Annotated in this window: 19 protein-coding genes and 1 tRNA gene; 16 read left to right on the top strand and 4 right to left on the bottom strand. The window is 48.5% G+C overall.

The window, feature by feature from the left end:
* The first annotated feature begins 323 nt into the window (after positions 1–323).
* The 16 genes from purB to M5E81_RS10575 all read left to right on the top strand — a co-directional run bounded on the left by purB (position 324) and on the right by M5E81_RS10575 (position 20,171).
* Positions 324–1,616, top strand: coding sequence for an adenylosuccinate lyase (gene purB / locus M5E81_RS10650; RefSeq protein ID WP_009145944.1), 1,293 nt, complete (start codon positions 324–326; stop codon positions 1,614–1,616).
* Between the two features lie 22 nt (positions 1,617–1,638).
* Entirely contained in the window at positions 1,639–2,928 is a 1,290-nt protein-coding gene (locus M5E81_RS10645; RefSeq protein ID WP_009145945.1) for an adenylosuccinate synthase, read from the top strand.
* A 102-nt stretch (positions 2,929–3,030) separates the two neighbouring features.
* Positions 3,031–3,106 (top strand) — tRNA-Lys (locus tag M5E81_RS10640).
* Between the two features lie 171 nt (positions 3,107–3,277).
* Positions 3,278–4,231 carry a 2-hydroxyacid dehydrogenase gene (locus M5E81_RS10635; protein WP_249747485.1) on the top strand — a complete coding sequence of 318 codons (954 nt, stop codon included), beginning with the start codon at positions 3,278–3,280 and terminating at the stop codon, positions 4,229–4,231.
* Positions 4,232–4,238: 7 nt separating this feature from the next.
* Positions 4,239–6,722 carry a LuxR C-terminal-related transcriptional regulator gene (locus M5E81_RS10630; RefSeq protein WP_249747484.1) on the top strand — a complete coding sequence of 828 codons (2,484 nt, stop codon included), beginning with the start codon at positions 4,239–4,241 and terminating at the stop codon, positions 6,720–6,722.
* Between the two features lie 97 nt (positions 6,723–6,819).
* Positions 6,820–7,503 (top strand): flagellar hook assembly protein FlgD, encoded by a 684-nt coding sequence (locus M5E81_RS10625; protein WP_249747483.1) that lies wholly within the window; start codon positions 6,820–6,822, stop codon positions 7,501–7,503.
* Between the two features lie 13 nt (positions 7,504–7,516).
* A complete protein-coding gene (locus M5E81_RS10620; RefSeq protein ID WP_249747482.1) occupies positions 7,517–8,935 on the top strand; it encodes an Ig-like domain-containing protein in 1,419 nt (472 codons plus the stop codon).
* Positions 8,936–9,284: 349 nt separating this feature from the next.
* Complete coding sequence (locus M5E81_RS10615) at positions 9,285–10,178, top strand: radical SAM protein (RefSeq protein WP_040565256.1); 894 nt, start codon at positions 9,285–9,287, stop codon at positions 10,176–10,178.
* 28 nt (positions 10,179–10,206) lie between these two features.
* Positions 10,207–11,121, top strand: coding sequence for an NlpC/P60 family protein (locus tag M5E81_RS10610; RefSeq protein ID WP_249747481.1), 915 nt, complete (start codon positions 10,207–10,209; stop codon positions 11,119–11,121).
* A gap of 51 nt (positions 11,122–11,172) precedes the next feature.
* Positions 11,173–13,053, top strand: coding sequence for a sigma-54-dependent Fis family transcriptional regulator (locus M5E81_RS10605; protein WP_009145952.1), 1,881 nt, complete (start codon positions 11,173–11,175; stop codon positions 13,051–13,053).
* Between the two features lie 100 nt (positions 13,054–13,153).
* Positions 13,154–13,348 carry a hypothetical protein gene (locus M5E81_RS10600; protein WP_249747480.1) on the top strand — a complete coding sequence of 65 codons (195 nt, stop codon included), beginning with the start codon at positions 13,154–13,156 and terminating at the stop codon, positions 13,346–13,348.
* A gap of 96 nt (positions 13,349–13,444) precedes the next feature.
* The gene (locus M5E81_RS10595) at positions 13,445–14,740 is read left to right on the top strand and encodes an ATP-binding protein (RefSeq protein WP_249747479.1); all 1,296 of its coding nucleotides are present in this window, start codon (positions 13,445–13,447) and stop codon (positions 14,738–14,740) included.
* 647 nt (positions 14,741–15,387) lie between these two features.
* Positions 15,388–17,556: an autotransporter outer membrane beta-barrel domain-containing protein gene (locus M5E81_RS10590; RefSeq protein WP_249747478.1), complete on the top strand. Its 2,169-nt coding sequence runs from the start codon at positions 15,388–15,390 to the stop codon at positions 17,554–17,556.
* 115 nt (positions 17,557–17,671) lie between these two features.
* Positions 17,672–18,796, top strand: coding sequence for a YadA-like family protein (locus M5E81_RS10585; RefSeq protein ID WP_249747477.1), 1,125 nt, complete (start codon positions 17,672–17,674; stop codon positions 18,794–18,796).
* Positions 18,797–19,117: 321 nt separating this feature from the next.
* Positions 19,118–19,963 carry an Rpn family recombination-promoting nuclease/putative transposase gene (locus tag M5E81_RS10580; RefSeq protein ID WP_009145681.1) on the top strand — a complete coding sequence of 282 codons (846 nt, stop codon included), beginning with the start codon at positions 19,118–19,120 and terminating at the stop codon, positions 19,961–19,963.
* A 22-nt stretch (positions 19,964–19,985) separates the two neighbouring features.
* On the top strand, positions 19,986–20,171 hold the full coding sequence (locus M5E81_RS10575; RefSeq protein ID WP_249747476.1) for a hypothetical protein: 186 nt from the start codon (positions 19,986–19,988) through the stop codon (positions 20,169–20,171).
* A gap of 126 nt (positions 20,172–20,297) precedes the next feature.
* On the opposite strand, the gene M5E81_RS10570 is transcribed toward M5E81_RS10575, so the two are convergent.
* From M5E81_RS10570 to M5E81_RS10555, 4 genes are all read right to left on the bottom strand, one after another.
* Positions 20,298–20,735 carry a PaaI family thioesterase gene (locus M5E81_RS10570; RefSeq protein WP_009145679.1) on the bottom strand — a complete coding sequence of 146 codons (438 nt, stop codon included), beginning with the start codon at positions 20,733–20,735 and terminating at the stop codon, positions 20,298–20,300.
* A 3-nt stretch (positions 20,736–20,738) separates the two neighbouring features.
* Entirely contained in the window at positions 20,739–22,109 is a 1,371-nt protein-coding gene (locus tag M5E81_RS10565; protein WP_249747475.1) for an MmgE/PrpD family protein, read from the bottom strand.
* Between the two features lie 78 nt (positions 22,110–22,187).
* The gene (locus M5E81_RS10560; RefSeq protein WP_249748104.1) at positions 22,188–22,394 is read right to left on the bottom strand and encodes a methylmalonyl-CoA mutase family protein; all 207 of its coding nucleotides are present in this window, start codon (positions 22,392–22,394) and stop codon (positions 22,188–22,190) included.
* Between the two features lie 17 nt (positions 22,395–22,411).
* Positions 22,412–23,350, bottom strand: coding sequence for a hypothetical protein (locus M5E81_RS10555; RefSeq protein ID WP_249747474.1), 939 nt, complete (start codon positions 23,348–23,350; stop codon positions 22,412–22,414).
* Positions 23,351–23,516: the final 166 nt, after the last annotated feature.

Raw genomic sequence — 23,516 nt, 5'->3', positions numbered from 1 at the left:
ACATAATAAAAGTCCCGGGATTTTAACATCTCGGGACTTTTTGAGTATTGCATGGAGCATTGCCTGATGGGTGTTAAAAGCGTGAAATTTATTCTCTTGGCAAAAGATTTTTTCTGATAAGTGTAAAAAAGCTTACAAGGAAGCTGCGAAGAAAAACCGAATATTTTACCTAAAATCAACAAAAAATGTTCATAAAGCTTGCGATAAGACGCGGAAAATGATATGATATTTATGCAACAAAGTGTAGTGAAGAATCTGAAGGTAATATCTGTGGCTTTCAGATGTTTTTTCATGAATAAAATTGTCTTGGGAGGCATACAAAAATGATTGATCGTTATACTCATCCTGAAATGGGTAATATCTGGACACTCGAAAATGAATTCCGTACCATGCTGAAGGTAGAAATTCTGGCTTGCGAGGCTATGAACAAACTGGGCATTGTGCCTGACGAAGCGCTGAAGGATATTCAGACGAAGGCTGACTTCCGTCTGGACCGCATTAAGGAAATTGAAGCAGTTACCAACCATGATGTTATTGCTTTCCTGACTAATGTGGCTGAGTATGTAGGTGATGCGTCCAAATACATTCACAAAGGCCTGACCTCCAGCGACGTAAAGGATACTGCACTGTGCTACATGACTGTACAATCCGCAGACCTGATTATGCGTCATCTGGTAAACTTCCATGAAATTCTGCGCCGTCGTGCCGCTGAATTCAAATATACCGTTATGATCGGCCGTACCCACGGCATCCACGCAGAACCGATGACCTTCGGTATGAAATTCCTGCTGTGGTCCGCTGAAATCGAGCGTGACATCGAACGTCTGAAACAAGCGCGTGAAATGATGGCAGTCGGCAAGCTGTCCGGTGCTGTAGGCACTTACTCCAACATCGATCCGTTTGTAGAAAAATATGTCTGCGAAAAGCTGGAGCTCACTCCGGTACGCCTGGCAACCCAGGTTATCCAACGTGACCGTCATGCACATTTCATGACTACTCTGGCAATCATCGGTTCCTCTCTGGATAAGATGGCAACCGAAATCCGTAACCTGCAACGTACCGATATCCGTGAAGCTGAAGAATATTTTGCACCCGGCCAAAAGGGTTCTTCCGCTATGCCGCATAAACGTAATCCTATTACCTGCGAAAAGGTTTCCGGTATGGCTCGCCTGCTGCGCGGCTATGCAGTAGCAGCTCTGGAGGATGTAACCCTGTGGCATGAACGCGATATCTCCCATTCTTCCGTAGAACGCGTTATTCTGCCGGACGCAACTATTGCTCTGGACCATATGCTGCGTAAATTCTCCAACATCATCGACAAGCTGCTAGTATATCCTGATGCAATGATTGCCAACATGAACAAAACCGGCGGTCTGATTTTCAGCCAAAACCTGCTGATTGCTCTGGTTACCAAAGGTGTACTGCGTGAGGACGCTTACAAATGGGTACAACGCAACGCTATGGCACGTTGGCTGCAAGGCGCTGACTTCAAGACCAACGTTGAAGCTGACCCGGATATCAAAAAATATCTGACTGACGAAGAGGTTGAGCATTGCTTCGATCCGAAACCGATGCTGCGCCACGTTGACGAGATTTTTGCTAGATTTGGTTTATAATTTTGATAAGGAGTGACTGCTAATGTCATCTGTTGTAGTTTTAGGCGCCCAATGGGGCGATGAGGGTAAAGGTAAAATTGTTGACTATTTGGCGCAAAAGGCTGACGCTGTAGTTCGTTACAGCGGCGGCTCCAATGCAGGCCATACCGTTGTAGTTAACAACATTAATTATAAGCTGCGTCTGCTGCCCTCCGGCGTACTGTTCAATGATAAGACTAACGTTCTGGGCAACGGCGTTGTAATCAACCCCGGCGTTGTGCTGGCTGAAATCGCCGGCATGAAGGAAAAGGGCATTGATTGCAGCAATCTGGTTATTTCTGACCGTGCACACGTTGTTCTGCCGTATCATCAACGTCTTGATGAGCTGCAGGAGGAAGCACTGGGCAATCACAAAATCGGCACCACCAAAGGCGGCATCGGTCCCTGCTACATGGATAAGGTTGCTCGCGTAGGCATTCGTATCTGCGATCTGATGGAGCCCGAAACCTTTGCTGATAAGCTGAAGGTTAATCTGGAAGCAAAAAATGCTATTATCACCAAAATTTACGGTGCAGAACCGTTTGACTATGATACCGTACTGAAGGAATATCTGGCTTATGCAGAAGAGCTGCGTCCGTACGTTGCCGATACCGGCGTTGTCATGGATGAGCTGTTCAGCGCCGGCAAAAACGTTCTGTTTGAAGGCGCACAGGCTACCTTCCTCGATATCGACCATGGTACCTATCCGTATGTTACCAGCTCCAACCCGACTGCAGGTAATGCCTGCACCGGCAGTGGCGTAGGTCCCCGCTTCATCGACCATGTTGTCGGCGTAGTTAAGGCTTATACCACCCGCGTTGGTGAAGGTCCCTTCATCACCGAGCTGCTGGATACAGACGGCCCCGGCAACCAAATCCGCGAAACCGGCCATGAATACGGCACCGTAACCGGTCGTCCGCGTCGCTGCGGCTGGCTGGATGCTTTCATGCTGCGTTACAGCGCACGCCTGAACAGCCTGGATTATCTGGCAATTACCCGTCTGGATATCCTCGACAATATGCCGAAGATTAAAATGTGCGTTGGCTACAAGATTGGCGATGAGGTTCTCAAACGCATTCCTGCAAGCCTGAACGTTTTGGCTAAGGTTGAGCCGATTTTCGAAGAGTTCGACGGCTGGATGACCGACATCAGCGGCATCCGTAACTATGACGAGCTGCCGGAAAACGCTAAAAAATATCTGGCTAAAATCAGCGAGGTATCCGGTGTTGAGCTGGGTATTATCTCCGTTGGTCCTAACCGCGAGCAGACTATCGTTCTGAAAGAGCTGCTGTAAGCTTAGGCTGCTGAAAAAACAGCAAAAATATTTTAAAAAAGTACTTGACTTTCCTTGCATTAGTCTGTATAATATTAATGTTGCTAATTTATGGTAACAAATGATTCACTAGCTCAGTTGGTAGAGCACCTGACTTTTAATCAGGGTGTCCCGAGTTCGAGTCTCGGGTGGATCACCAACGAAAATATGCCGTTCTTCGAAAGAAGAACGGCTTTTTTGTATTTGCGGATGCAAATATTTATAAAGGCGGACGCAGGCCCTGAAAAATTCTTCCTTGCTAATCAATTCCTACAGTAGTAATATGTAAGTGATAAGCAAAAATTTTATAGACTTTTTCGGAGGTGCTTTGATGAAAATAGTAGTTATGGAGCCGTTAGGCGTAAAGATGGAGCTGATTAATGCACTGGCAGCGCCGCTGCAGGCTGCAGGTCATGATTTTGTATATTATACTGAGAAGGACACCGACCAGACGAAGCTGCTGGCACGTGTGCAGCAGGCCGATATTATCATGCTGGCTAATCAGCCGCTGAGTGCGGAGATTATCAACGCCTGCCCTAATTTGAAAATGCTGTCTGTAGCCTTTACCGGTGTAGACCATATTGCGCTGGCTGCCTGCCGTGAGCGCGGAATTGTAGTGTGCAACGCTGCAGGCTATTCCACCAATGCGGTAGCAGAGCTGACCTTCGGCCTGGCTATCAGCGTTATCCGCAACATTGTTCCCTGTGATGCACGCTGCCGTCAGGCAGGAACGAAGGATGGGCTGGTAGGCTTTGAGCTTTTTGGCAAGACCTTCGGCGTAGTCGGCACCGGTGCGATTGGCAGCAGAGTGGCGAAGCTTGCCGCTGCCTTCGGCTGCAGGGTGCTGGCCTACAGCCGTACTCCGAAGGCAGAGCTGCAGGCTGACGGTGTAAGCTATGTAAGTCTGGATGAGCTTTTGGCTGCCAGCGATGTTGTCAGCCTGCATGTGCCGCTGACGGACGCAACCCGCGGACTGATTAACGCTGAGGCTATTGCCAAGATGAAGCCGACGGCCGTACTGCTGAATACTGCGCGCGGTCCTGTTGTGGACAGCGAGGCGCTGGCACAGGCGCTGAACGAAGGAAGATTGGCGGGCGCAGGCATTGATGTGTTTGAGAGCGAGCCGCCGATTGCGCCGGAGCATCCTCTGTGCCATGCAAAGAACACCGTGCTGACACCGCACGTGGCCTTCGCCAGCGCCGAAGCACTGGCTGCACGTGCCGATATCGTTTTTGCCAACATCGAAAAATGGCTGGCAGGAGCACCGCAGAACGTAATTAAGTAAAAACACTATGAAAAGGCTCAATAATTTATATTATTCCAAGAGAATAAAAGAGCTTTTGGCAGAGCTGCAGACAGCGGGAACAACGCTGGTTGTTGCTCCCATGGGCTACGGTAAAACACTGGCAGTGCAGTACTTTTTGCAGGAGCAGGAGCGCTGCGGCAAAAGGGTACTGCGCCAGAGTATTTACGGCGCCGGTGCCGAGGCCTTCTGGCAGGGAGTATGCCACAGCTGGCAAAATACGGAGCTGGGCGCTGCGCTGCTGCAGCAGTCTTTGCCTGCCGATGCCAACGCCAAAACGCTGGTACTGGAGCTGTTCCGTCAGCTGCTGCCGCAGGAGCCTGTCTATTGGTTTATAGATGATTTGCATCTGTTGGAGAGCAGCGAGGCAATTGACTTTCTCTTTGCTCTGAGCAAGGCAGGCTTTGCTGATTTGCATCTGCTGCTGGTAAGCAGAGGGCAGATTTTTGACGGCAGCCGTCTGCTGGAGCTGGGACGTAAGGTCTTTTGCCTTGATAAGCATGACCTGGCGCTGCAGCGTGACGAGCTGGCGGAATACAGCAGCAGATGCGGCCTGCAGCTTACGGCGCAGCAGCTGGATGCTTTGCATGAGGCCTGCGAGGGCTGGTTTTCCGTTACCTATCTTAACTTTTTGAACTACGACAGGTATCAGCGCTTTTGCCTTGATACAGGCAGCGTTTATGAGATGATAGCCAATGTACTGCTGCGGCCGCTGCCGTCGGAGCAGCAGCGCTTGCTGCTGCTTATGGGGCAGCCGGAGGAATTTACACCGGAGCAGGTGGCCTATGCCTATGGCACAAGCTGCAGAGAGTCTGTAGGCAGGCTGCTGGAATGCAACGCCTTTATTATCAGGCTGGCTAACGGCAGACTGCGGTGTCATCATATGCTGAAGCAGGCAACGCGCCATGCCTTCGGCCTGTTGCCTGAGGCGGAGCAGCAAATGTACTTCCGCCGTTTGGGACAATGGTACGCGCAGCAGAAGGAGTACGAGGAAGCGTTGGACTGGCTGTACCGCGGCCGTGATTTTGACGGCCTGCTGGCTGCAGTACAGCAGCTGCGCGACTGGTCGATGTACCCGCAGCACAGGCAGCATCTTTTCGACTGGCTGTGCGAATGTCCGCCGGAAATCTTGTGGCAGTATCCGCAGGCAGTGCTGATAATTATGCGGCGCATGTTTTCGCTGAATATGGTGCCGGAAATGCTGCAGGTTAAGGAATGGTACGTGACAGCGCTGGAGCGCAATACTGCGCTTAGCCAGCGTGAGCGCGATAATTATTACGGCGAGCTGGAGGTTATCCTGAGCTTTTTGGCCTTCAACAGCATCACCGGTATGAGCGAGCATCATCGGCGTGCCTACAAGCTGCTGAGCGGCGCTCCGCAGACGCTCAGCAAGCAGGGCATCTGGACCTTCGGCGCGCCCAGTGTTCTGGGGCTGTATTTGCGCACGGGCTGCAGTCTGCGGCAGACGGTTGAGGATATGCAGGAGTGTATGCCGCCGTACTATCTGCTGAGCGGCTGGCACGGTGCCGGAGCCGCCGAGCTGACGGAGGCGGAAGCACTTTTGCTGCAGGGACGCATCGACGAAATGGATATGACTCTGCAGAAGGCGTATTATCAGGCGGAAAAGCATGGGCAGGAGTGCATTACTATCTGCTGTGATTTTCTGGAGATGCAGCGCGATCTTTTCCGCGGCGTTTACAGCAGTAAGGCAGAGGCGTACAGCCGCCATCAGTGGCAACTGCAGCCTTGGAAGCAGAGCATGCTGCTGAATAGTGCCGATATGTGCGCCGGCTTTTACTATGCATTGCTGGGCAAGCCGGAATATATCCCAAGCTGGCTGACGGACGGAAACGGACAGCAGCCTTCGGTGCTTTATCCGGCGCGTCCCTGCCGCAACTATATCAGTGCCCAGTGCCTGCTGGCACAAGGGCAGTATACGGAGCTTTTGGTGCGCTGGTCCGACTGGGAGCAGGAATGCCGTCCCTACAGTAATTTTTTGTGCCTGCTGTATTTGCAGGTGCAAAGGGCGGCGGCCTTTGCCGGCAGAGGCGATGTAACGAGCTGCCGCGCTTCGCTGAAGCAGGCGCTGGCAATGGCTGAGGCGGATAAGCTTGTGCTGCCGTTGGCACAGAACATAGCGCTGCTGCGTCCTTATCTGGAGCAGGAGGCTCAGGGTGAATACTCGGCAGCGGCGGCAGCGGCGCTGCACCTGGGACAGCAGATGGAGGCGGGCCGGGGGCAGATTATGTCCGCACGCTTTGCCGAAGCAGGCCTGCAGGAGCTGACGGAGCAGGAGCTGCAGATAGCGCAGCTGGCGGCGGCACGCCATACGAACAGGGAGATTGCGCAAAGATTGTCGCTGTCGGAGGGGACGATTAAGCAATATCTCAACAAAATTTTTGCCAAGCTGCAGATTGATGCGGCGGCCAAAAATAAAAGACATCAGCTGGAGCGCTTTTTCTCCAACTCTTAACTAAAGGTTACTTATAGTTAATATTGACCCGGTATATACTGTAAATGAAGAAGTATATGCCGGGTCTTTTTATATCCGGCGGTTAGGAGGCGGAAAAATGAAACGGCTGAAGGTTGTGCTCGTGGCGTGCCTGGCAATGCTCGTGGCTTTTACGGCATTGGCGTGGGCGGCGACGCAGTACAAAACAACAATTAAGGTAAACGGTACAAAGCTGAATGTGCAGCGCTATGTAGAGGGCAAGGGGCCTATGAAGGATAAGGCGGTGCTGCTCAACAAGGATAATAAGGTTGTTGTGCGCTGGAAGCAGCGCGAGCTGAAAAAATGGTACTATGACGGTGATAAATATTTCCGCTTTGTACCATACAGCTATGATATGAAAAACCTGAAGCCCGGCAGATATCGCTTGGTAACGACCAGCAGCTTCGGCAAGGGCGGTGCGGTTAAAAAGACAGTCAACATCAGCTACAAGCCGCAGAGCAAGATGCAGTTCCGTGCGTCCAAGATTATCCGCAAGGGCAACGGCGATGTTTACCAGCGCCTGTATTTCAAAAAGAATAATTCCACGGGCAAGACCTGCTATGCCCAGATTTTCAATAAAAACAACAAGCTGGTCTACAGCACGAAATATAAGGCGAAAAACGCCAATCAGGATTTTGCTTTCAGCTGGAACGGCTGGGCGAGCGGCAACAGCGGCAAAAAATGTGCTAAGGGCGTATATACCGTGAAGTATTGGATGGACGGCGTTAATCCCAAAACTGCCAAATTCCGTCTGAGCATTTGAGGAGGGGAGCATAATGAAAGAAAAAATGATGCGTATTATCGTAACTGTTATGCTTACCCTGCTGCTGTGCAGCCTGACGCTGCTGGCAGGCGCCGCCTCTAAAAATGACTGGAAGAATACGGCAGGCTGCTATGTGTGGACCGAAAGCAGCCAGTATAATAACGGCGTGCTGAATATCAAGCCCTTGGGCGACGATAAATACCTTTACGAGCTGAAGGTTATGCGTGGCAGCGAGGAAGAGGACAGTGCGGAGGATTTCGTTACTGCCGGTGTTTTTGAAATTGATGAGGACGGCGACGGTATTGCCGAGGTAGATTACCAAAATAATGATACGGTAGAGCTGCGCTTTGTGCTGAAGGATAAGAGCATTACCGCCTATCAGGACGGACCGCTGCCGCTTGATGTTCAGGGTGAATACAGATTCAACGAGGACAGCTTTGATGTATCCGAGGCTGCGGCCGCCGCGCTGCTTGCCGGCCTGCCGGAAAAGCAGACAGGCTTGCCGGAGGATGCTGATGATTATAAGCTGCTCTATGCGGAGGAGCCTGTGGACGGCTGGTTCTACCAGCTGACGGCGCTGGATGATGAGGGCAAGGTTATTGCCAAATTTTTGGTAGCTGCCGATTTGAGTGCTGTGTACCGCAACGATAAGGAGGATGAGGTAAGCCTTATTTACGGTGACCCGATTAATATGCTGGCGGCCAAAAGAGCACCGCTCGTAGAGGAAGATGAGCTGGAAGGCCCTGCAATCGAAAGCGGCGAGCTTGAAGGTGACGAGGATGCGCCCGACCTGCCTGCAACTGCAGCTTCCGAGCTTAGCCCGCTGGTGACGGTGGCTCCGGAGGAGGCCAGCCTGAAGGTGGGCGAGCGTACACGCATAGTTGCTTCGCTGCCGGGCTGCGTAGGTTATAATGTAACGGATCTGCGTTCTTCTAACAGTGATATAGTAAAGGTGGACGGCGATGTGCAGCTTTTGGCTGTGAAGCCGGGAACTGCGACAATTACCGGCAAGCTGTTGCTGGAAAAGGGCGAAAAGGCCTTTATGACGCAGATTACCGCCTATGAGCCGAAGCTGGAGGCTCCGAATTTGCCGGCGCACTTGGGAATAGACGAGGCGCTGAAGCTGGAGGCCTACGTTGTGGGCGAGGCTGACGGTGTGACACCGGAGTGGAGCGTGAGTGATGAAAAAATTGCCGTTATAGAAGATGGTAAGCTGATCGGCAAGGCTGACGGCGTGGTTACCGTTACGGCAGTCCACGGCGAGCTGAAGAGCCAATGGCCGGTGGCTGTGGGCACTGCAGAGCTGCCTGCTGCCGAGGATGAGGAAGAAAATGAGGATGACGATGACGGCTTTGGCCTGCTGACGATTATCGGCGGCGTAATTATCATCGGTGGCGCTGCCTTCTTCTTCCTGCGCAGAAAACGCAAATGATAAGCTGATGCTGTAAAGCGTTATGCTTACCGAAAAAAGTAATATGGTATGATAGGCGTCTGCCTTTTAGCGCGCCGGCATTTGCCGCCGGCGTGCTTTTTTATGCGTAAATTTGCCTGCCAAAGCACCCTTGCCGTTGCCTGCAGGCGCGGGAAATCACAGTTATTTTACACTCTGATAATGTTTCACAAAATCTCTGTAAAAAAAGTAACAAAAAGTTTTCAGTTAGACGTTACAAATGGTGAAAAATCTAGTATAATATTATTAAAGTGTACTATACTTTACAAAATCTCTGAGATCTCAAACTGGCGCCAAATCAATCAAAGTAAAATGAGGTAGAATAGTAGAAATGTTTTTTGATTCTTATGACACACCAGTATTCAGACCTCCCAGTGAGGCACGCAGCTTTATTTTGCGCGTTACGCGCGGCTGCGCACATAATAAATGCACCTACTGCAACATGTACAGAGGTGTTCCCTTTCAGATTTTAAAGGATGAAGAAATTTCCCGTCAGATAGCGCTGGCGGCCCATTACGGCAAGAACAAGGTGCGCCGCGTCTTTTTGGCGGACGGCGATGCTTTGGTGCTGCCCACGGCCAAGCTGCTGAAGATTCTGCAGGTGCTGCGCGAGCAGTTTCCGCATCTGCAGCGAGTTGCCAGCTATGCTGCGCCCAAGGATATCCTGCGCAAGAGCGAGGAGGAGCTGCGCCAGCTGAAGGAAGCAGGCCTGAAGCTTTTGTATTACGGCATGGAAACAGGCGACGACGCTACGCTGAAGGCTGTCAACAAGGGTGTTGACGGCGAACAGGCGGTAGAAGCGGGACGCAGAGTTACCGCCAGCGGCATGAAGCTTTCCATGATGATTATTCTGGGCCTGGCAGGCGCAGAGGGCAGCGAACGCCACGCACTGGCAACTGCCAAGGCGATTAATATTATCAAGCCGACACACTTAAGCGCGCTTTGCCTGATGCTGTACCGCGGCAGCGAGCTGCTGGACCAGTACGAGGCAGGCAAGTTCAATCCTCTTTCACCGGCGGGCTTGATGCGTGAGCTGAAGCTGATAATAGAAAATATAGATTTGCCTGCGGACAGGCACTGCCTCTTCCGCAGCAACCATGTATCGAACTACGTTCAGCTGGCAGCAACGCTGCCGCATGACAAGCAAAGGCTGCTGCGCGATATTGATTACAGTATTGCTCAGCTCAGCAAGCTGAAAAGCTGGGACGTATATAACTACAATTAATTTTTGATTTTGCATTTGAGCGGGGCTGATGAAGATGAAAAAGAAGCTGGCTTCCATGCTGACCGTAATCATGCTGGCCTGCAGCCTGCCATGGCAGGCACAGGCTGCAGCGCCTATTGTCAGCAACAAACCGCATAAGGCACCGGTGGCAACGCCGCCGGCCGTAAGCGAGGCGCAGCCTGTGAAGGCGGTGCCGGAGCCTGCTGCCGTCAAGGCCGATACCGCAGCCAAGCCTGCTGCCGAGGTGAAGGCGCCCAAGCAGGCAAAGCCTGAGAAAAAGGCGAAGAAAACCGCAAAGAAAAAGTCTAAAAAAACGAAGGAAAAGCAGCAGCCCAAGGTGCAGCAAAGCAACTGGCGTCTGAAGGTGGCACAGCAAAAGCTGCAGGTGCTGGGCTTCAGTGACGAACGCCCCAGCGGACGCATGACGGAGGCTACCAGCAGCGCGCTGAAGAGCTTCCAGAAGCAGCACAAGCTGAAGGCAGACGGCGAGTTGAATGATGCAACTTATCAGAAGCTGACCTGGGAGGCCTTTACTAAGGAGGGCATCCCCAAGGTTAAGGGCAGGGAAATCGTCAGCCGTGCCGCCAAATACAAGGGTGTTCCTTATGTGTTCGGCGGAACTACGACCAAGGGCTTTGACTGCTCCGGCTATGTGCAGCATGTATTTAAGGACTGCAAGGCCAAGCTGCCACGCTTGGCAGACGAGCAGGCGTTACAGGGGATTTTTGTAACGCAGAAGCAGCTGCGGCCCGGCGATTTGGTATTCTTTACCACCTACGCCGCAGGCGCATCGCATGTGGGTATTTATGCCGGTGACGGACAATTTTGGAGCGCATCCTCGTCCAAGGGTGTAATGCTTTCGTCGCTGAAGGACGATTACTGGAAACAACGCTATTATGGAGCACGCCGGGTGTTGATTACGAACGGCGAGGTTTATAAATAAAAGTTCTGCTGACGGCAGCCGACTGCCGGACAGCGGGGGAGGGTATAAAATATGATTCGCGAGAGAAGAAATAAGGATAAGCTTGCTTCTTATTACAGAAAGTTTATGGAAGAGGGCATTGTTGACCCTAACGTGCATCCGTGGGTTGCCGACAGCTGGCAGCGTTGCCGTGCTATGCATCTGCCGCACGAAACCATGCCCAAAATCAACAAGCTGAGCCGCGAGGAGATTATCGCGCACCAAAAGACGCATGAGTTCATTGTCAAATACGTTGACGGTCTTTATGAGCAAAGCAAGCAGCATTTCAATATCCACAACCTGAGCATGCTGCTGATTGATGAAAACGGCTATGTAATCAAAAACTATGCTATGCCGTTCTTCCAACGCATTATCGAGGATATTCAGGGTATGCGCGTTCTGGAGGAGGATGTTGGTACCTCCAGCATCAGCATTGCGCGCGAGCATAATGTGCCCTTTTTGATGTTCGGTCCGGAAATGTGGATTAAGGACAGCCATTCCGGCGATGCCTGCAGTGCGCCTATCTGCGTCAACGGCAAAATCCGCTATATTATTTCCTTCTTTTCCTTGGATCAGAACGATTTGCCCTATGATTTGCTTTTGAGCCTGCTGATGACGATGAAATATTCCATCGAGCAGCATCTGAACATGCTGGAGGCCTGGAGCATTAACCGCATTATGATGGAACAGCTGCCGGTAACCGTTTACTGGCTGGGCAAGGACGGCAGTGTGAAATACTGCAACGAAAACGGCCGCAAGCGTCTGGACGGACATGAGCGCCTGGAGGACGTGTTCCTGAACTACGAGCATATTCCTATCAAAAAAGCGCTGCATGGCGTAGCAACACAGCGTCGTGAAATTACCTGGATTACTCAGGACAGAACCTTTGAGGATATTACCACTGTTATGCCGATTAAGGTTGGCAGCGAGGTAGAAAGTGCTTTGGTGCTGTCTATGTCCATCGAGGATTTGAAAACAACCATCGCCCATGCAACCGGTTACAGCAGCCGTTACAGCCTGTACAGCATGGTCGGCGAAACCAGCGAATTTTTGGCGCTGCAGCATAAAGCGAGCCGCGTTGCCCGCACCGACCACAACATCCTGCTGCAGGGTGAGCCCGGTACCGGCAAGCAGCGTTTGGCACACGGCATTCATCAGGCCAGCCCCCGCGCTGCCGCTCCGTTGATTGCTGTAAAATGCCACAACGCATCTATGGCAGAGCTGGAGGCCGAATTCTTCGGTACGAATGAGGACGGACAGCAGTCCGCAGGCAAGCTGGAGCTTGCTATCGGCGGTACTCTGTTCCTTGATGAGGTAGAAAAGCTGCCGCTGGAAATGGGCGACAAGCTGGCTGATGCGCTGACGCACGGTCTGCCCGCAACGGAAAAGGGCGGCAAGCCGCGTATGTTTGATGTGCGCGTAATCGCTGCCTGCGATTCCAACCTTAAGCGTTTGGCAGACAAGGGACTTTTCTCCCGTAATCTGTATGAGCTGGTGCTGGATACAACCATGCGCGTGCCGCCTCTGCGCGAGCGCGTGAAGGATATCGAGGTTATCGCTTCGCATATTCTGGTGGAAATGTCCGCACAGCACAACCTGCCGCAAAAACGCCTTTCTCCCGAGGCTGTTTCCCTGCTGCTGTCCTGCAGCTGGCCGGGTAACATTAAGCAGCTGCAGGGTGTTATCGAGCAGGCCTTCTTCCACACTCCCGGCAGCATCATCGAAGCAGAAAATATTAAGCTGCCCGGTGACAAAACCTTGGAGCGCTCCTGGAAGTATGACAAGGAAGCCTTTATTGCAGCCTGGAAATCTGCCGGCGGCAATATCAGCAAGCTGGCAACAATGCTTGATGTCAGCCGTGTAACCTTGTACCGTTATCTGAAGAAATACGGTTTGGGACCGAAAGCAAAATAAAATTTACCATGAATGCCCTCGAAGCAGGCTTGTCCTGCTTCGGGGGCTTTTGCGTTTTGGCGGATAGTTTCACGTTGCGAGGCAAGATTAGAAGAGAAAAGTGCAACATGTTGCAAAAATCTCTTGTAGAAATAGTATTGATGGTGAATGTTGGGATGAAAAAGGCAATTTTAGAAGAGAAAAATGCAACATGTTGCAAAAATCTCTTGCAGGAATGGTGTTGAGGGTGAATATTAGGAAGAAAAAGGCAAATTTAGAAGAGAAAAATGCAACATGTTGCAAAAATCTCTTGTAGAAATGGCATTGAGATTGAATATAGGGAGAAAAAAGGCTATAATAGAAGAGAAAAGTGCAACATGTTGCAAAAATCTCTTCTAAAGAAGGTGAACTAATGGAAATCCGCAGAGATTTTTATTTGGACAAGCTGATAAAACGCAAGCATAACGGGTTGATTAAAATTATTACCGGTATTCGCAGATGCGGTAAATCCTACCTGCTGAACAACATATTTTATCAGCATCTTATATCATGCGGTATAGATGATGCGCATATTATCCGTTTTGCTTTCGACTCCGCCGATGATTTGCAAAAGATAGGTGAAAGTCTTATTGCCATGGGAAAGGAAAAGCGTGGCGTAAATCCGGAAAAGTTTATGGCTTATGTTAACAGCAGGATTGCTGATGAGGGTATGTATTATCTGCTGCTCGATGAGGTACAGGAAATGGATTGCTTCGAAGCTGTGCTTAACGGGTATTTGCGCAAGGCGAATATGGATGTATATGTTACCGGCAGCAATGCTAAATTTCTTTCCAAGGATATTATTACGGAATTTGCCGGACGTGGCGATGAGATGCATATGTATCCGCTTAGCTTTGCTGAATTTATGAGTGTTTATCCCGGTGATAAGTATATGGGCTTGGCGGAATATATGCTTTACGGAGGAATTCCTGTAGTTGTGCTGCGTGAAGGGACTGCCGAAAAGGCTGCCGCTTTGCAGAATTTGTTGAGCGAAATTTATTTGAGTGATATTTATAAGCGCAACCGTATCCGTAATAAGGGAGAAATGGAGGATTTACTTAATATACTGGCTTCGGCTATTGGCTCTTTAACTAATTATGAAAAGCTGAAAAATACCTTTAAAAGTGTAAAAAAATCCAAAATTACTTCTACGACTATTAAAAAGTATCTGGATTGCCTGGAAGATTCTTTTTTAATTGAAGCAGCTTCGCGCTATGATGTAAAGGGCAAGGCCTATATTGATACTCCGAAAAAATATTATTTTTCTGATCTTGGGTTGCGTAATGCGCGCATTAACTTCCGGCAGTTTGAACAAACTCATTCTATGGAAAATATAATCTACAATGAGCTTTGCATGCGTGGGTACAGCGTTGATGTGGGTGTAGTGCCTATTGCCGTGAGAGATGACAGCGGTAATGTAGTAAGAAAACAGCTGGAGGTTGATTTTGTCTGCAATATGGGCTCAGTAAGGTACTATATACAGTCTGCATATTCCTTGCCGGATGAAATGAAACGTGCGCAGGAGGTACGCCCCTTGAAAAATATTGATGATACCTTCAAAAAAATTATCATTACCAAGGATATTGTCCCGGCCTATTATGATGAATACGGAATTTTTACCGTGAACATATATGATTTTTTACTGGATTGTGATAGCTTGGAAAAATAAAGCAGTTCGTTTTGGCATTTCAGTTTGATTGCCCCTGAAGCAGGCTTGCCTGCTTCGGGGGCTTTTGCGTTTTGGCGGATAGTTTCGCGTTGCGAGGCAAGCTTAGAAGAGAAAAGTGTAACATGTTGCAAAAATCTCTTGTAGAAATAGTATTGAGGGTGAATGAAAGGCAGTAAAAGGTGAGGTTAGAAGAAATTTGTTCAATATGTTACATAATCTTTTTTTTAAATAGAGCCATTGGCGGTTGATAGTTTGTTGAAGATAATTTTAGAATAAAATATTTTTTTAGAAAATTTTTCAGAAAAAGTCTGCAATAATTCGTAAAACTCAGCATGGATGCGGGTTACAGTTTTTTTAAAAATAGCATACTTAAACTATTTGTACATGTTAGCACATTGCTAAAAGGAATTCGAAGTGCTATAATAAATAATGTATAAAATTATTTAGCCGAAGATTAAATAGCTTCGAGTGTACTTGAAGCTGTTTTACGAAGGCTTGTTGCCAGTGTTGCTGCAAGACAGCGGGACTGAAAAACAGTAATATCGGCGCAGGATAATTAATACAATAGTTGTTTAACTTGTTTCCACACGCGGCAGGGGCTGCGTATCAATGTTTATTACAAAACATAATTATAGGGGGAATGTTTAATGAAATCTTTAGCAAAAATTGTAGCGATGGGATTGATTATGAGCAGTGTTCCTGTAATGGGAGCCTGGGCAAAAGATTTGGAAGTTACAACGCGCGATCAATGGGATTATCAAGATTGGGATTACACTTATCGTGCATATACACCATTTTTTTATACCGATAATAATTTCCATGATGTAACAATTTTTATGAATGGTAAAGAACAGAATGCAGAAGATAACTACGACAAACCATTTGATGCAGTCAACAACGATAATTCAAGCGTTCGATATGCTATTTTTAAAGCTGATGGTAATGTATATATTAAAGATAGCTGCATATCTACACAAAGTACAAACGCTGTTTATACAAGATTGGGAAGTGCAGATAAACCTAATATAGACTTCCGTGGAGCAGAAAAAGTAGTTATTATTGCTAACGCGCTGAAAGATGGCTATGGCAGTCAGGCTTTATCAGCAAAAAATGGCGGTTGTATTGCTATAGCAACGCAAGAAACCGGTTATACAAAAATTATCGGCGATATTGATATGGCTCATCGCAATGGTGGAACTATTAGTGTTGATTTAAATAATGAAAATTCGTATTGGTATGGAAATCATAAGATTTACTATGAAAAAGATGGATCGGTATCAGAAAATGAGGGCAATCTACAGTTGACGATTCGTAACGGAGCTGAATGGATTTATACTACAGGTGCAATCACAAAAAGCTTTGAAGAGAAAGCATATACAACCGGCACCTATATTGGCAATGTTACCTTAAAGGATGGTGGCATCATCAATCTGCGTAATGCTGATGTGAAGAAAAAATTTACCGAGGTAAACAACGACAAAGCACTCAGAAGCGATAAATTCGGAGCTCTTCATATGTACGATAACGGTGATCACCGTTATGTGCAAATCGGTACCTTAAAGGGTACAGATGGTATCTTCAAGGTTGATTTGAAATATACTGCCGGTGATGATCAGGCAATTACCAGTACCAGCGAGGTAAAAAAAGACAGCGACTATATTTACATTACGCAATCCGGAGAAGGCAAGCATGACGTACAGTTTGAAGCAGATAAAGCAAATCTGGACGCTATGGGAAAGGATAGCAAGCTGTATTTTGCAAACGACAAGAGCGGCGGCGTAACCTTCACCAGCAGTACAGTGGAAGCGCTGGCTCCTAAGACTTCGGCAGCTAACCTGTATGACTACAAATACGCTGTAAAAAATGAAGCAAACGGAAATGCTAAGGATTGGTTCATTGCTTTAGATCAGGGTGATGCCAACGAAAATATTCCGGCAGCCTTCAAAGCAATGCAGGCCGGCTATGCTCTTGGCACAGAGATGGACAGATTCAACAAACGCATGGGCGAAAGCCGTTATCTGGAAGGCGACAGCGGCCTTTGGGTTCGTTATCGTCATGCACGCACCGGTTGGGAAAACAGCTTTAAGACTAACAGCAACATATTCCAGGTTGGCTTTGATAAGCTGAAGCTGGAAAAGGATGGCAAGCACTATCGCGGCGGTGCAGTTGATTACACTGATGCCAACACCAGCCTGCTTGGCCTGAAGGGCAACGGTGAGCATGAGCGTTACGCTTTGAGCTTGTATGATACCTGGATTGGCGACAAAGGCCATTACCTTGATTTAGTTTTGCGTGGCGGTCGCACCAGTAATGATCTTGATGTAACTACCCGTAATCAGGAAATTATCAAGGGCAAGTATCATCAAAACTTTGGCAGCATCAGTGGTGAATGGGGCAGAAAGCTTGCCAACGATAATGGTTGGTATGTTGAACCTCAGGCACAGCTGCAGATTGCAAGAGTAGGCAGTGCTGACTACAGAACTAATTATGGCGTAAAGGTTGAACAGGATGCCGCAACAAGCGTTATTGCCCGTGCAGGCTTCCGTCTTGGACGCGACTTTAGCGATAAAGGTAACTTCTATATGAAGGCAGACTGGCTGCATGAATTCTGTGGCGACCAGAATATTAGAGTAAGCGCTGCAGACGGCAGTGAACAAAGCAGCTTTAATGGTCAGGACAGCTGGTGGGATTTGGGCTTAGGCGCGGACTTTAGCCTTGGCAAAGATACCTACCTCTATTGTGATTTTGAACGTACTCTTGGCGGTAACTATGACCGCACCTGGCAGGCTAATGTTGGTTTACGCTATGCCTTCTAACGTATAACTGAATAGAACTTGTGCTTAACAACCCCCGCTCTGTCGGCTTTGCGACCAGGGCGGGGGTTTTGCTGTGCGTGAGCTGTGATGCCTGACTTTGCTTTATAAATATAAAATGACTGATGCAATGGGTCTTTATAGTGCAGCAAGTGCTGATTATGCCAATGCAATGGGTATTTACAGTGCAGCGAGTGCTGATTATGCCAATGCAATTGGCAGTTATGCTAACGCAAGTGCTGCGTACTCTGTTGCGCTTAGTTCATTATCCGTTGCTGATAGAGAAGCCGGTATGGCAGGCTATGATCCAGTAACAGGAGATAAATCTGCTGATGAATCTTCTGTTTGGAAAGCAAATGCCGGTGCTGTATCTATAGGCAGTTCTGCAGATGGTGAAGAAATTACCCGTCAGATTACCAACGTAGCAGCTGGTACCGAAGATACCGATGCTGTAAACGTAGCTCAGTTGAAGGATACCAACAACCGCATTAATGGCGTTGAAAACCAAGTCATCAGCAACAGCAACCGCATCAACCAACTGGGCAGCCGTGTGAACAAGGTTGGCGCAGGCGCAGCAGCTCTGGCAGCACTGCATCCGATGGACTTCGATCCGGACGACAAACTGACCTTCTCCGCAGGCTATGGCAACTATGCAGGCGAAAACGCTGCAGCAATCGGCGCATACTATCGTCCTGACGAAAAGGTAATGTTCAGTGTTGCAGGTACCGTAGGCAATGGTGAAAACATGGTTAACGCAGGCGTATCCTTCGCTCTGGACCGCACTAACCATGTAAGCAACAGCCGCACCGCTCTGGCTCGTGAGGTTATCGACCTGCGCGGTCAGCTGGCAGTAATGGGCGCTAAGATGGCTAAGATGGAAAAAGCATTAGGTATGCTGGATGAAACCAAGACCAAGCTCTTCCCGGATATCCCGGCTAACCACTGGGCATATGAATACATCGCTAAGCTGGCAGGCAATGGCTACATTGAAGGCTATCCTGACGGTAACTTCGGCGGTGACCGTCTGATGACTCGTTATGAATTTGCTGCAATGCTCTATCGTGCAATCGAAAAAGGCGCAGCTCTGGAAGAAAAGATCATCAAAGAATTTGAGCCTGAATTGGGCCGCATCCGTGTAGACCGCATCAGCGGTGAAGACGGCGATCGCGATAAGATCGAACGTGTACGCGTAAACGATACTAAAGGCGAGCGCGACCATTACGGCAACAAGCTGGCAAAATAAATTGTCGGCAGTGACAAGTGAATAAAGCTCAATAAACAGTAAAGGCGTTCTCCCGCAGGGGAGAACGCCTTTTGTCGCAGGGAATATATCAATAATTGCAACGGCATTTTTCTTTTTATGAACTATTGTTTTTTATAATACATCTGTGATATAATTACCTTAGTTGCATAGGTAGCCGCATTTTGGCGGAGCTTATGCCTGGTCATGCGGATCAGTGGCGCTTGTCGAGCTTTCGGCAGGCGCCTTTTCTTTTACGTCAGTTGCAATCGCCGGCTTATATATTTTTGCCTGACTTTATGCTATAATCAAAGGAGGAAAGATATGCAAAACTTAGCAACAAAATTCGAAAACCTGACGATTCAAAGTGATTTCATATTCAAAAAGGTTATGTCGCGCAAGCGTATCTGTATTCACCTGTTAGAGGAATTACTGCAGATCAAAATTGCTGATATCAACTACTTGGAGGCAGAAAAATCCCTTGAGCCTGAATTCGTCAGCCGTGGTATCCGTCTAGACATCATTGTGGCAGATGACAAGAATACGCATTACAATCTGGAAATGCAGGTCAAGAACACCAAAAATCCTGATACCAAAAACTACGTGCTGCCCAAGCGCACACGCTACTATCAGGCATTGATGGATATTGACTTGCTGCAGAAGAACCAGGAATATGATCTGTTGCCGCCAACCTATATCATTTTTATCTGTGTTTTTGATTTTTTTGCCAAGGGAAATTATGTTTACACCTTTAAAAAGCGTTGTCTGGAGGATTTGGAGCTGGAGCTTCCCGATGAAGCAACTACTATGATTTTGAATACCAAGGGTACGCATGGCAGTATTTCCAAGGACATCAAAAGTTTTTATGATTATGTTAATAACCACGTTATAAATAGCGATTTCACAAGACAAATTGATGATGAAATCAGCTATCTTAAGCTTGATTCGAAAGTGAGGCGAGAATTTATGCTTTTGGAAGCACGTTTGTTAGACGAAAGACGAGAAGCTAAGGCTGAAGGCAAAGCTGAAGGTCTCGCCGAAGGCAAGGCAAAAGAAAAGACTGCAACTGCAAAGCGTCTTTTAAGTATGGGATTATCTGTAGAGGATATTGCTAAGGCTACTTCACTTTCCGTTGAGCAGGTTGAAGCGATTAAGGCTGAACAAGCTTGATTCGAAAGTGAGGCGAGAATTTATGCTTTTGGAAGCACGTTTGTTAGACGAAAGACGAGAAGCTAAGGCTGAAGGTCTCGCCGAAGGCAAGGCAAAAGAAAAGACTGCAACTGCAAAGCGTCTTTTAAGCATGGGATTATCTGTAGAGGATATTGCTAAGGCTACTTCACTTTCCATTGAGCAGGTTGAAGCAATTAAGGCGGAATGAATTTGACAAAGATTTTTTCTTACAGTAAAGGCGTTCTCCCGCAGGGGAGAACGCCTTTTTACATTGTAACGAAAGCAGTTAAGCTGTTATGGTATACGCTTTACAGACTACCTGCGGAGCTGACATCTACCACTTTTCCGGAATTCCGGGGAAGTCGGCAATCGTCAGCATACAGCAGCTGCCGGTGGCCAGCAGTGTATCTGCATCAGTATCATATACATGAATCTGCATAGTAATCAAACGGTCATTATGCGAAACAACCTCAGCCTGTGCCTCTACCATTGCACCGGAAGGAGCGCCCTTGATGAAATCTACGGTCATCGATACCGTAACCACGCGCTTGCCCATAGCGGCGCAGGCGATGCCGGTGGCATTATCCACCAGTGTTGTAAGCAAGCCTCCGTGCAGCTTGCCGTTGAGGTTTGTGTGTATGGCAGGGTCGATGCGCAGGCCTACTGCAGCTTTGCCGCAGCTGATGCTGTGAACCTTTATGCCGCAATGCTGCATAAAAGCGTTATGCGTGTAGATATCTTTTACGCTTCGGATAATTTCTTCCGGTTGCATAAATCATTCCTCCTTTAGACAGGCGTCCAAAGCTTGGGCAACGTCACTGCATTGCTCAAGGCTTGCTACCCAATTTTGTAAACGTAATGCTTTAGCTTCACCGTAGACAGGTACGGCAAGGCTCATAAATTTAGCACATAGCTCCTCCCAGGTCAGAGGATTTTCCGGATCTCCCTTAGGATAATCAACCTGCATTGTCAGTGTTTGTCCGTTTTGCAGCTGGATTTCTACTCTGGAAGCCAATTTGGAAGCATCTGCCGCATGAAGCTGTTCCATAGCCTCATCGCGGATAACCTCGATGCGCTGCATTAAATCCGTAAGCTCTTTGTTATGGATACATTCCTCACTGAACTGCGCAATGCCTACTTCGCCGAACTTCAGCATGGCAGCGGAGCAATATTGAATACTGAATTTGCCGCCGTAGGGAGTTTGCGGCTGCGGATTATTGATCAGATAGTTCGTAATATCGTTGACGTAAAGCTTAATTTTAGCGATGTCCTCAGGCTGCAGAGAATGAGCCTTGCGCAGCTCCTGAATGGCGTAAAGAGCGGCGTGAGCATGCTTGCAGCAGGCGTAGGGCTTGAAGGAGTTGATGTCGATTTTCAGCTTGTCGGTGCTCATGCTTTCGGTAAGCTTTTCCAGATGCGGTTCTTTGACCATGGCACGGCAGAAGCCCTTTTCGCCTTCTAAAATTTCGCTGGCGGCAGTAAAGCCCTTTTGCGACAGATAAGCGCTGAGAACACCGCTGTAGGAAGCCTTGCCTGTGTGCAGCGGCTTGCTCATGGCACCCTCTTTTAAAAACTCCCACAGGCCTGCTGCCTGTGTACCGGCGCTGCCGTAGCACATCAGTGTCTGCTGTGCGTCAAGACCGAGGGCGTTGGCGGCAGCAGCACCGGCGGCGATGGTGCCTGCAGTACCGGTGGTATGCCAGAAGAAGTAGGATTCTGGGATTACAGCTTCGCCTACGCGGCCGCTGGCCTCGTAGCCTGCGCATATAGCGGCAATAAGCTGCTTGCCGCTTTTGTGCTCCGCTTCGCAGACAGCCAGCGCGGGTGAAACAACGACGCAGGCCGGGTGGATAATCGAAGGGTTATGCAAATCATCGAAGTCCAGACTGTGGGAAGCAGCGCTGTTGATAAAGGCAGCGTTCAGGGCGCTAGCCTTTTTTGCAGGGATACTGCCGAAGATATTCGCCTTCGGTGCATCGCCCTGAAGAATAACATCATGGATGATGCGTACCGGTTTTTCCTGCGAACCGCGGATAGCAATTCCCAGCCAGTCCAGCAGACATTTTTTAGCCATTTCGATACTGTGAGCAGAAAGCTTTTCGTAGCACAATTCTGCGGTAAATTTTGCTAATGCTTTAGTTGTCATTGTAAATACCTGCCTTTGCTTTAATTTTAACTATTGCCATGGTATTCGCCAAATGCAACGTAAACACCTGCCTTAGCCTTAAAACAAATTACCTCCCTGCTGGTATTCTCCGAAAACCTCGCGCAGTACGCCGCAGATTTCGCCTAAGGTTGCATAGGTTTTAACAGCATCAATCAGATAAGGCATAAGGTTAGCTTCACCATTGGCAGCTTCCTTCAGAGCTTTCAGGGAAGCATCTACTGCGTGCTGGTCACGGTGAGCCTTCATTTCATTTACACGGGCAATCTGACGTTCCGCAACGCTTAAATCTGCCGTAATAACGTCATTTGTTTTGACAGCCTTTTGAAAACAGAATCTTGCAAAATCTCTGAGTACATAGTAAGATTTTCAAATTTAGATTCTGCCAAACCCATTAATACAGCATTGGCTATGCTTCCTACGCCGGACTGCAACGGCAGCATTTGCTGCGGCAGACGGCCGTGGCGCTGCTCGTGCTCCAGAAAATCAACCAGGTTAGCGGCAATTTTTTTGCTTGTGTCATCAGGAGCGCTTAAATTGCGTACATGGTCGACAATGTCTGATTCGACGATGCAGGTAATTCTGTCAAGTCCGCAGCTTACATAAGGAGAACCGATGCGGTCGCCGACATGATAAATAGGGATTTCGGTGCGCTCAGGTGGTTTGCTGCAGATGTAAATATCGTGCATTCCCTCCAGCGTCAGCGGGATAGATGTGTTGACCTCAACGATAATTTTTTTTGCATGCTTTACAAGCATAGGCGTGTTGCCGACACCAGAACCGAGAACAATGCTGCCGTCTGCATTAATAGCAGCGGCTTCAACGATTGCAACATCAACATCGCCGTAAAAGCCGTAGTCGATTTGTTGGGCAAAGTGGCTTAAATGCTGATCAATATAGGTTACGCTGCCGGTGTTGATCTGGCGGCTGAGTGTTTTGTTGGAGGCTGCATAATAAGGCATGCGCCCGCTGATACCGCCGACTTCGGCAAGTGTTTCTTCGATTTCCGGTCCGACGGAAGCACCGCTCCAAATATTGATACGGCATTTTTTGCCGGCCTTGATGGCTTTAGCGAGAGCAAGTGTGGTTTTCTTAGGATAGCCAGAGGGGGTGAAGCCGCTGACACCGACATTCATACCGTCGGTAATAAGTGTGGCTGCTTCGTCCGCGCTGACTATTTTGTCAAATAGGCAGGGGGTGCGCAAACGTGTTGCATCCAGCATTTCAAAAACCTCTTTTCTTTTTTGGAAATTTCCTTATCTGCTTACAGTTTAAATCTATCAACATATAAAGTAAAATACAGAAAATACATTTTACATATAAGAAATGCATATACGTTAACTCGTTCTTTGATGCGGGAACGGGATAATTCATGATATATAGTTGTCT

This window comes from Phascolarctobacterium succinatutens (assembly GCF_023497905.1).
In the GTDB taxonomy this organism is placed as follows: Bacteria; Bacillota; Negativicutes; order Acidaminococcales; family Acidaminococcaceae; genus Phascolarctobacterium_A; species Phascolarctobacterium_A succinatutens.
Note: the sequence above shows the minus strand (reverse complement) of the source record. Positions and strands in the feature narration are given on the sequence as shown.

What these genes read in the sequence shown, in the direction of transcription:
- M5E81_RS10580 (WP_009145681.1), top strand. Translation starts at nt 19,118, where the DNA reads ATGCAAAACTTAGCAACAAAATTCGAAAACCTGACGATTCAAAGTGAT.
- M5E81_RS10620 (WP_249747482.1), top strand. Translation starts at nt 7,517, where the DNA reads ATGAAAGAAAAAATGATGCGTATTATCGTAACTGTTATGCTTACCCTG.
- M5E81_RS10635 (WP_249747485.1), top strand. Translation starts at nt 3,278, where the DNA reads ATGAAAATAGTAGTTATGGAGCCGTTAGGCGTAAAGATGGAGCTGATT.
- M5E81_RS10645 (WP_009145945.1), top strand. Translation starts at nt 1,639, where the DNA reads ATGTCATCTGTTGTAGTTTTAGGCGCCCAATGGGGCGATGAGGGTAAA.
- M5E81_RS10575 (WP_249747476.1), top strand. Translation starts at nt 19,986, where the DNA reads ATGCTTTTGGAAGCACGTTTGTTAGACGAAAGACGAGAAGCTAAGGCT.
- M5E81_RS10630 (WP_249747484.1), top strand. Translation starts at nt 4,239, where the DNA reads ATGAAAAGGCTCAATAATTTATATTATTCCAAGAGAATAAAAGAGCTT.
- M5E81_RS10615 (WP_040565256.1), top strand. Translation starts at nt 9,285, where the DNA reads ATGTTTTTTGATTCTTATGACACACCAGTATTCAGACCTCCCAGTGAG.
- M5E81_RS10610 (WP_249747481.1), top strand. Translation starts at nt 10,207, where the DNA reads ATGAAGATGAAAAAGAAGCTGGCTTCCATGCTGACCGTAATCATGCTG.
- M5E81_RS10565 (WP_249747475.1), bottom strand. Translation starts at nt 22,109, where the DNA reads ATGACAACTAAAGCATTAGCAAAATTTACCGCAGAATTGTGCTACGAA.
- M5E81_RS10555 (WP_249747474.1), bottom strand. Translation starts at nt 23,350, where the DNA reads ATGCTGGATGCAACACGTTTGCGCACCCCCTGCCTATTTGACAAAATA.
- M5E81_RS10625 (WP_249747483.1), top strand. Translation starts at nt 6,820, where the DNA reads ATGAAACGGCTGAAGGTTGTGCTCGTGGCGTGCCTGGCAATGCTCGTG.
- purB (WP_009145944.1), top strand. Translation starts at nt 324, where the DNA reads ATGATTGATCGTTATACTCATCCTGAAATGGGTAATATCTGGACACTC.
- M5E81_RS10570 (WP_009145679.1), bottom strand. Translation starts at nt 20,735, where the DNA reads ATGCAACCGGAAGAAATTATCCGAAGCGTAAAAGATATCTACACGCAT.
- M5E81_RS10585 (WP_249747477.1), top strand. Translation starts at nt 17,672, where the DNA reads ATGACTGATGCAATGGGTCTTTATAGTGCAGCAAGTGCTGATTATGCC.
- M5E81_RS10595 (WP_249747479.1), top strand. Translation starts at nt 13,445, where the DNA reads ATGGAAATCCGCAGAGATTTTTATTTGGACAAGCTGATAAAACGCAAG.
- M5E81_RS10605 (WP_009145952.1), top strand. Translation starts at nt 11,173, where the DNA reads ATGATTCGCGAGAGAAGAAATAAGGATAAGCTTGCTTCTTATTACAGA.
- M5E81_RS10590 (WP_249747478.1), top strand. Translation starts at nt 15,388, where the DNA reads ATGAAATCTTTAGCAAAAATTGTAGCGATGGGATTGATTATGAGCAGT.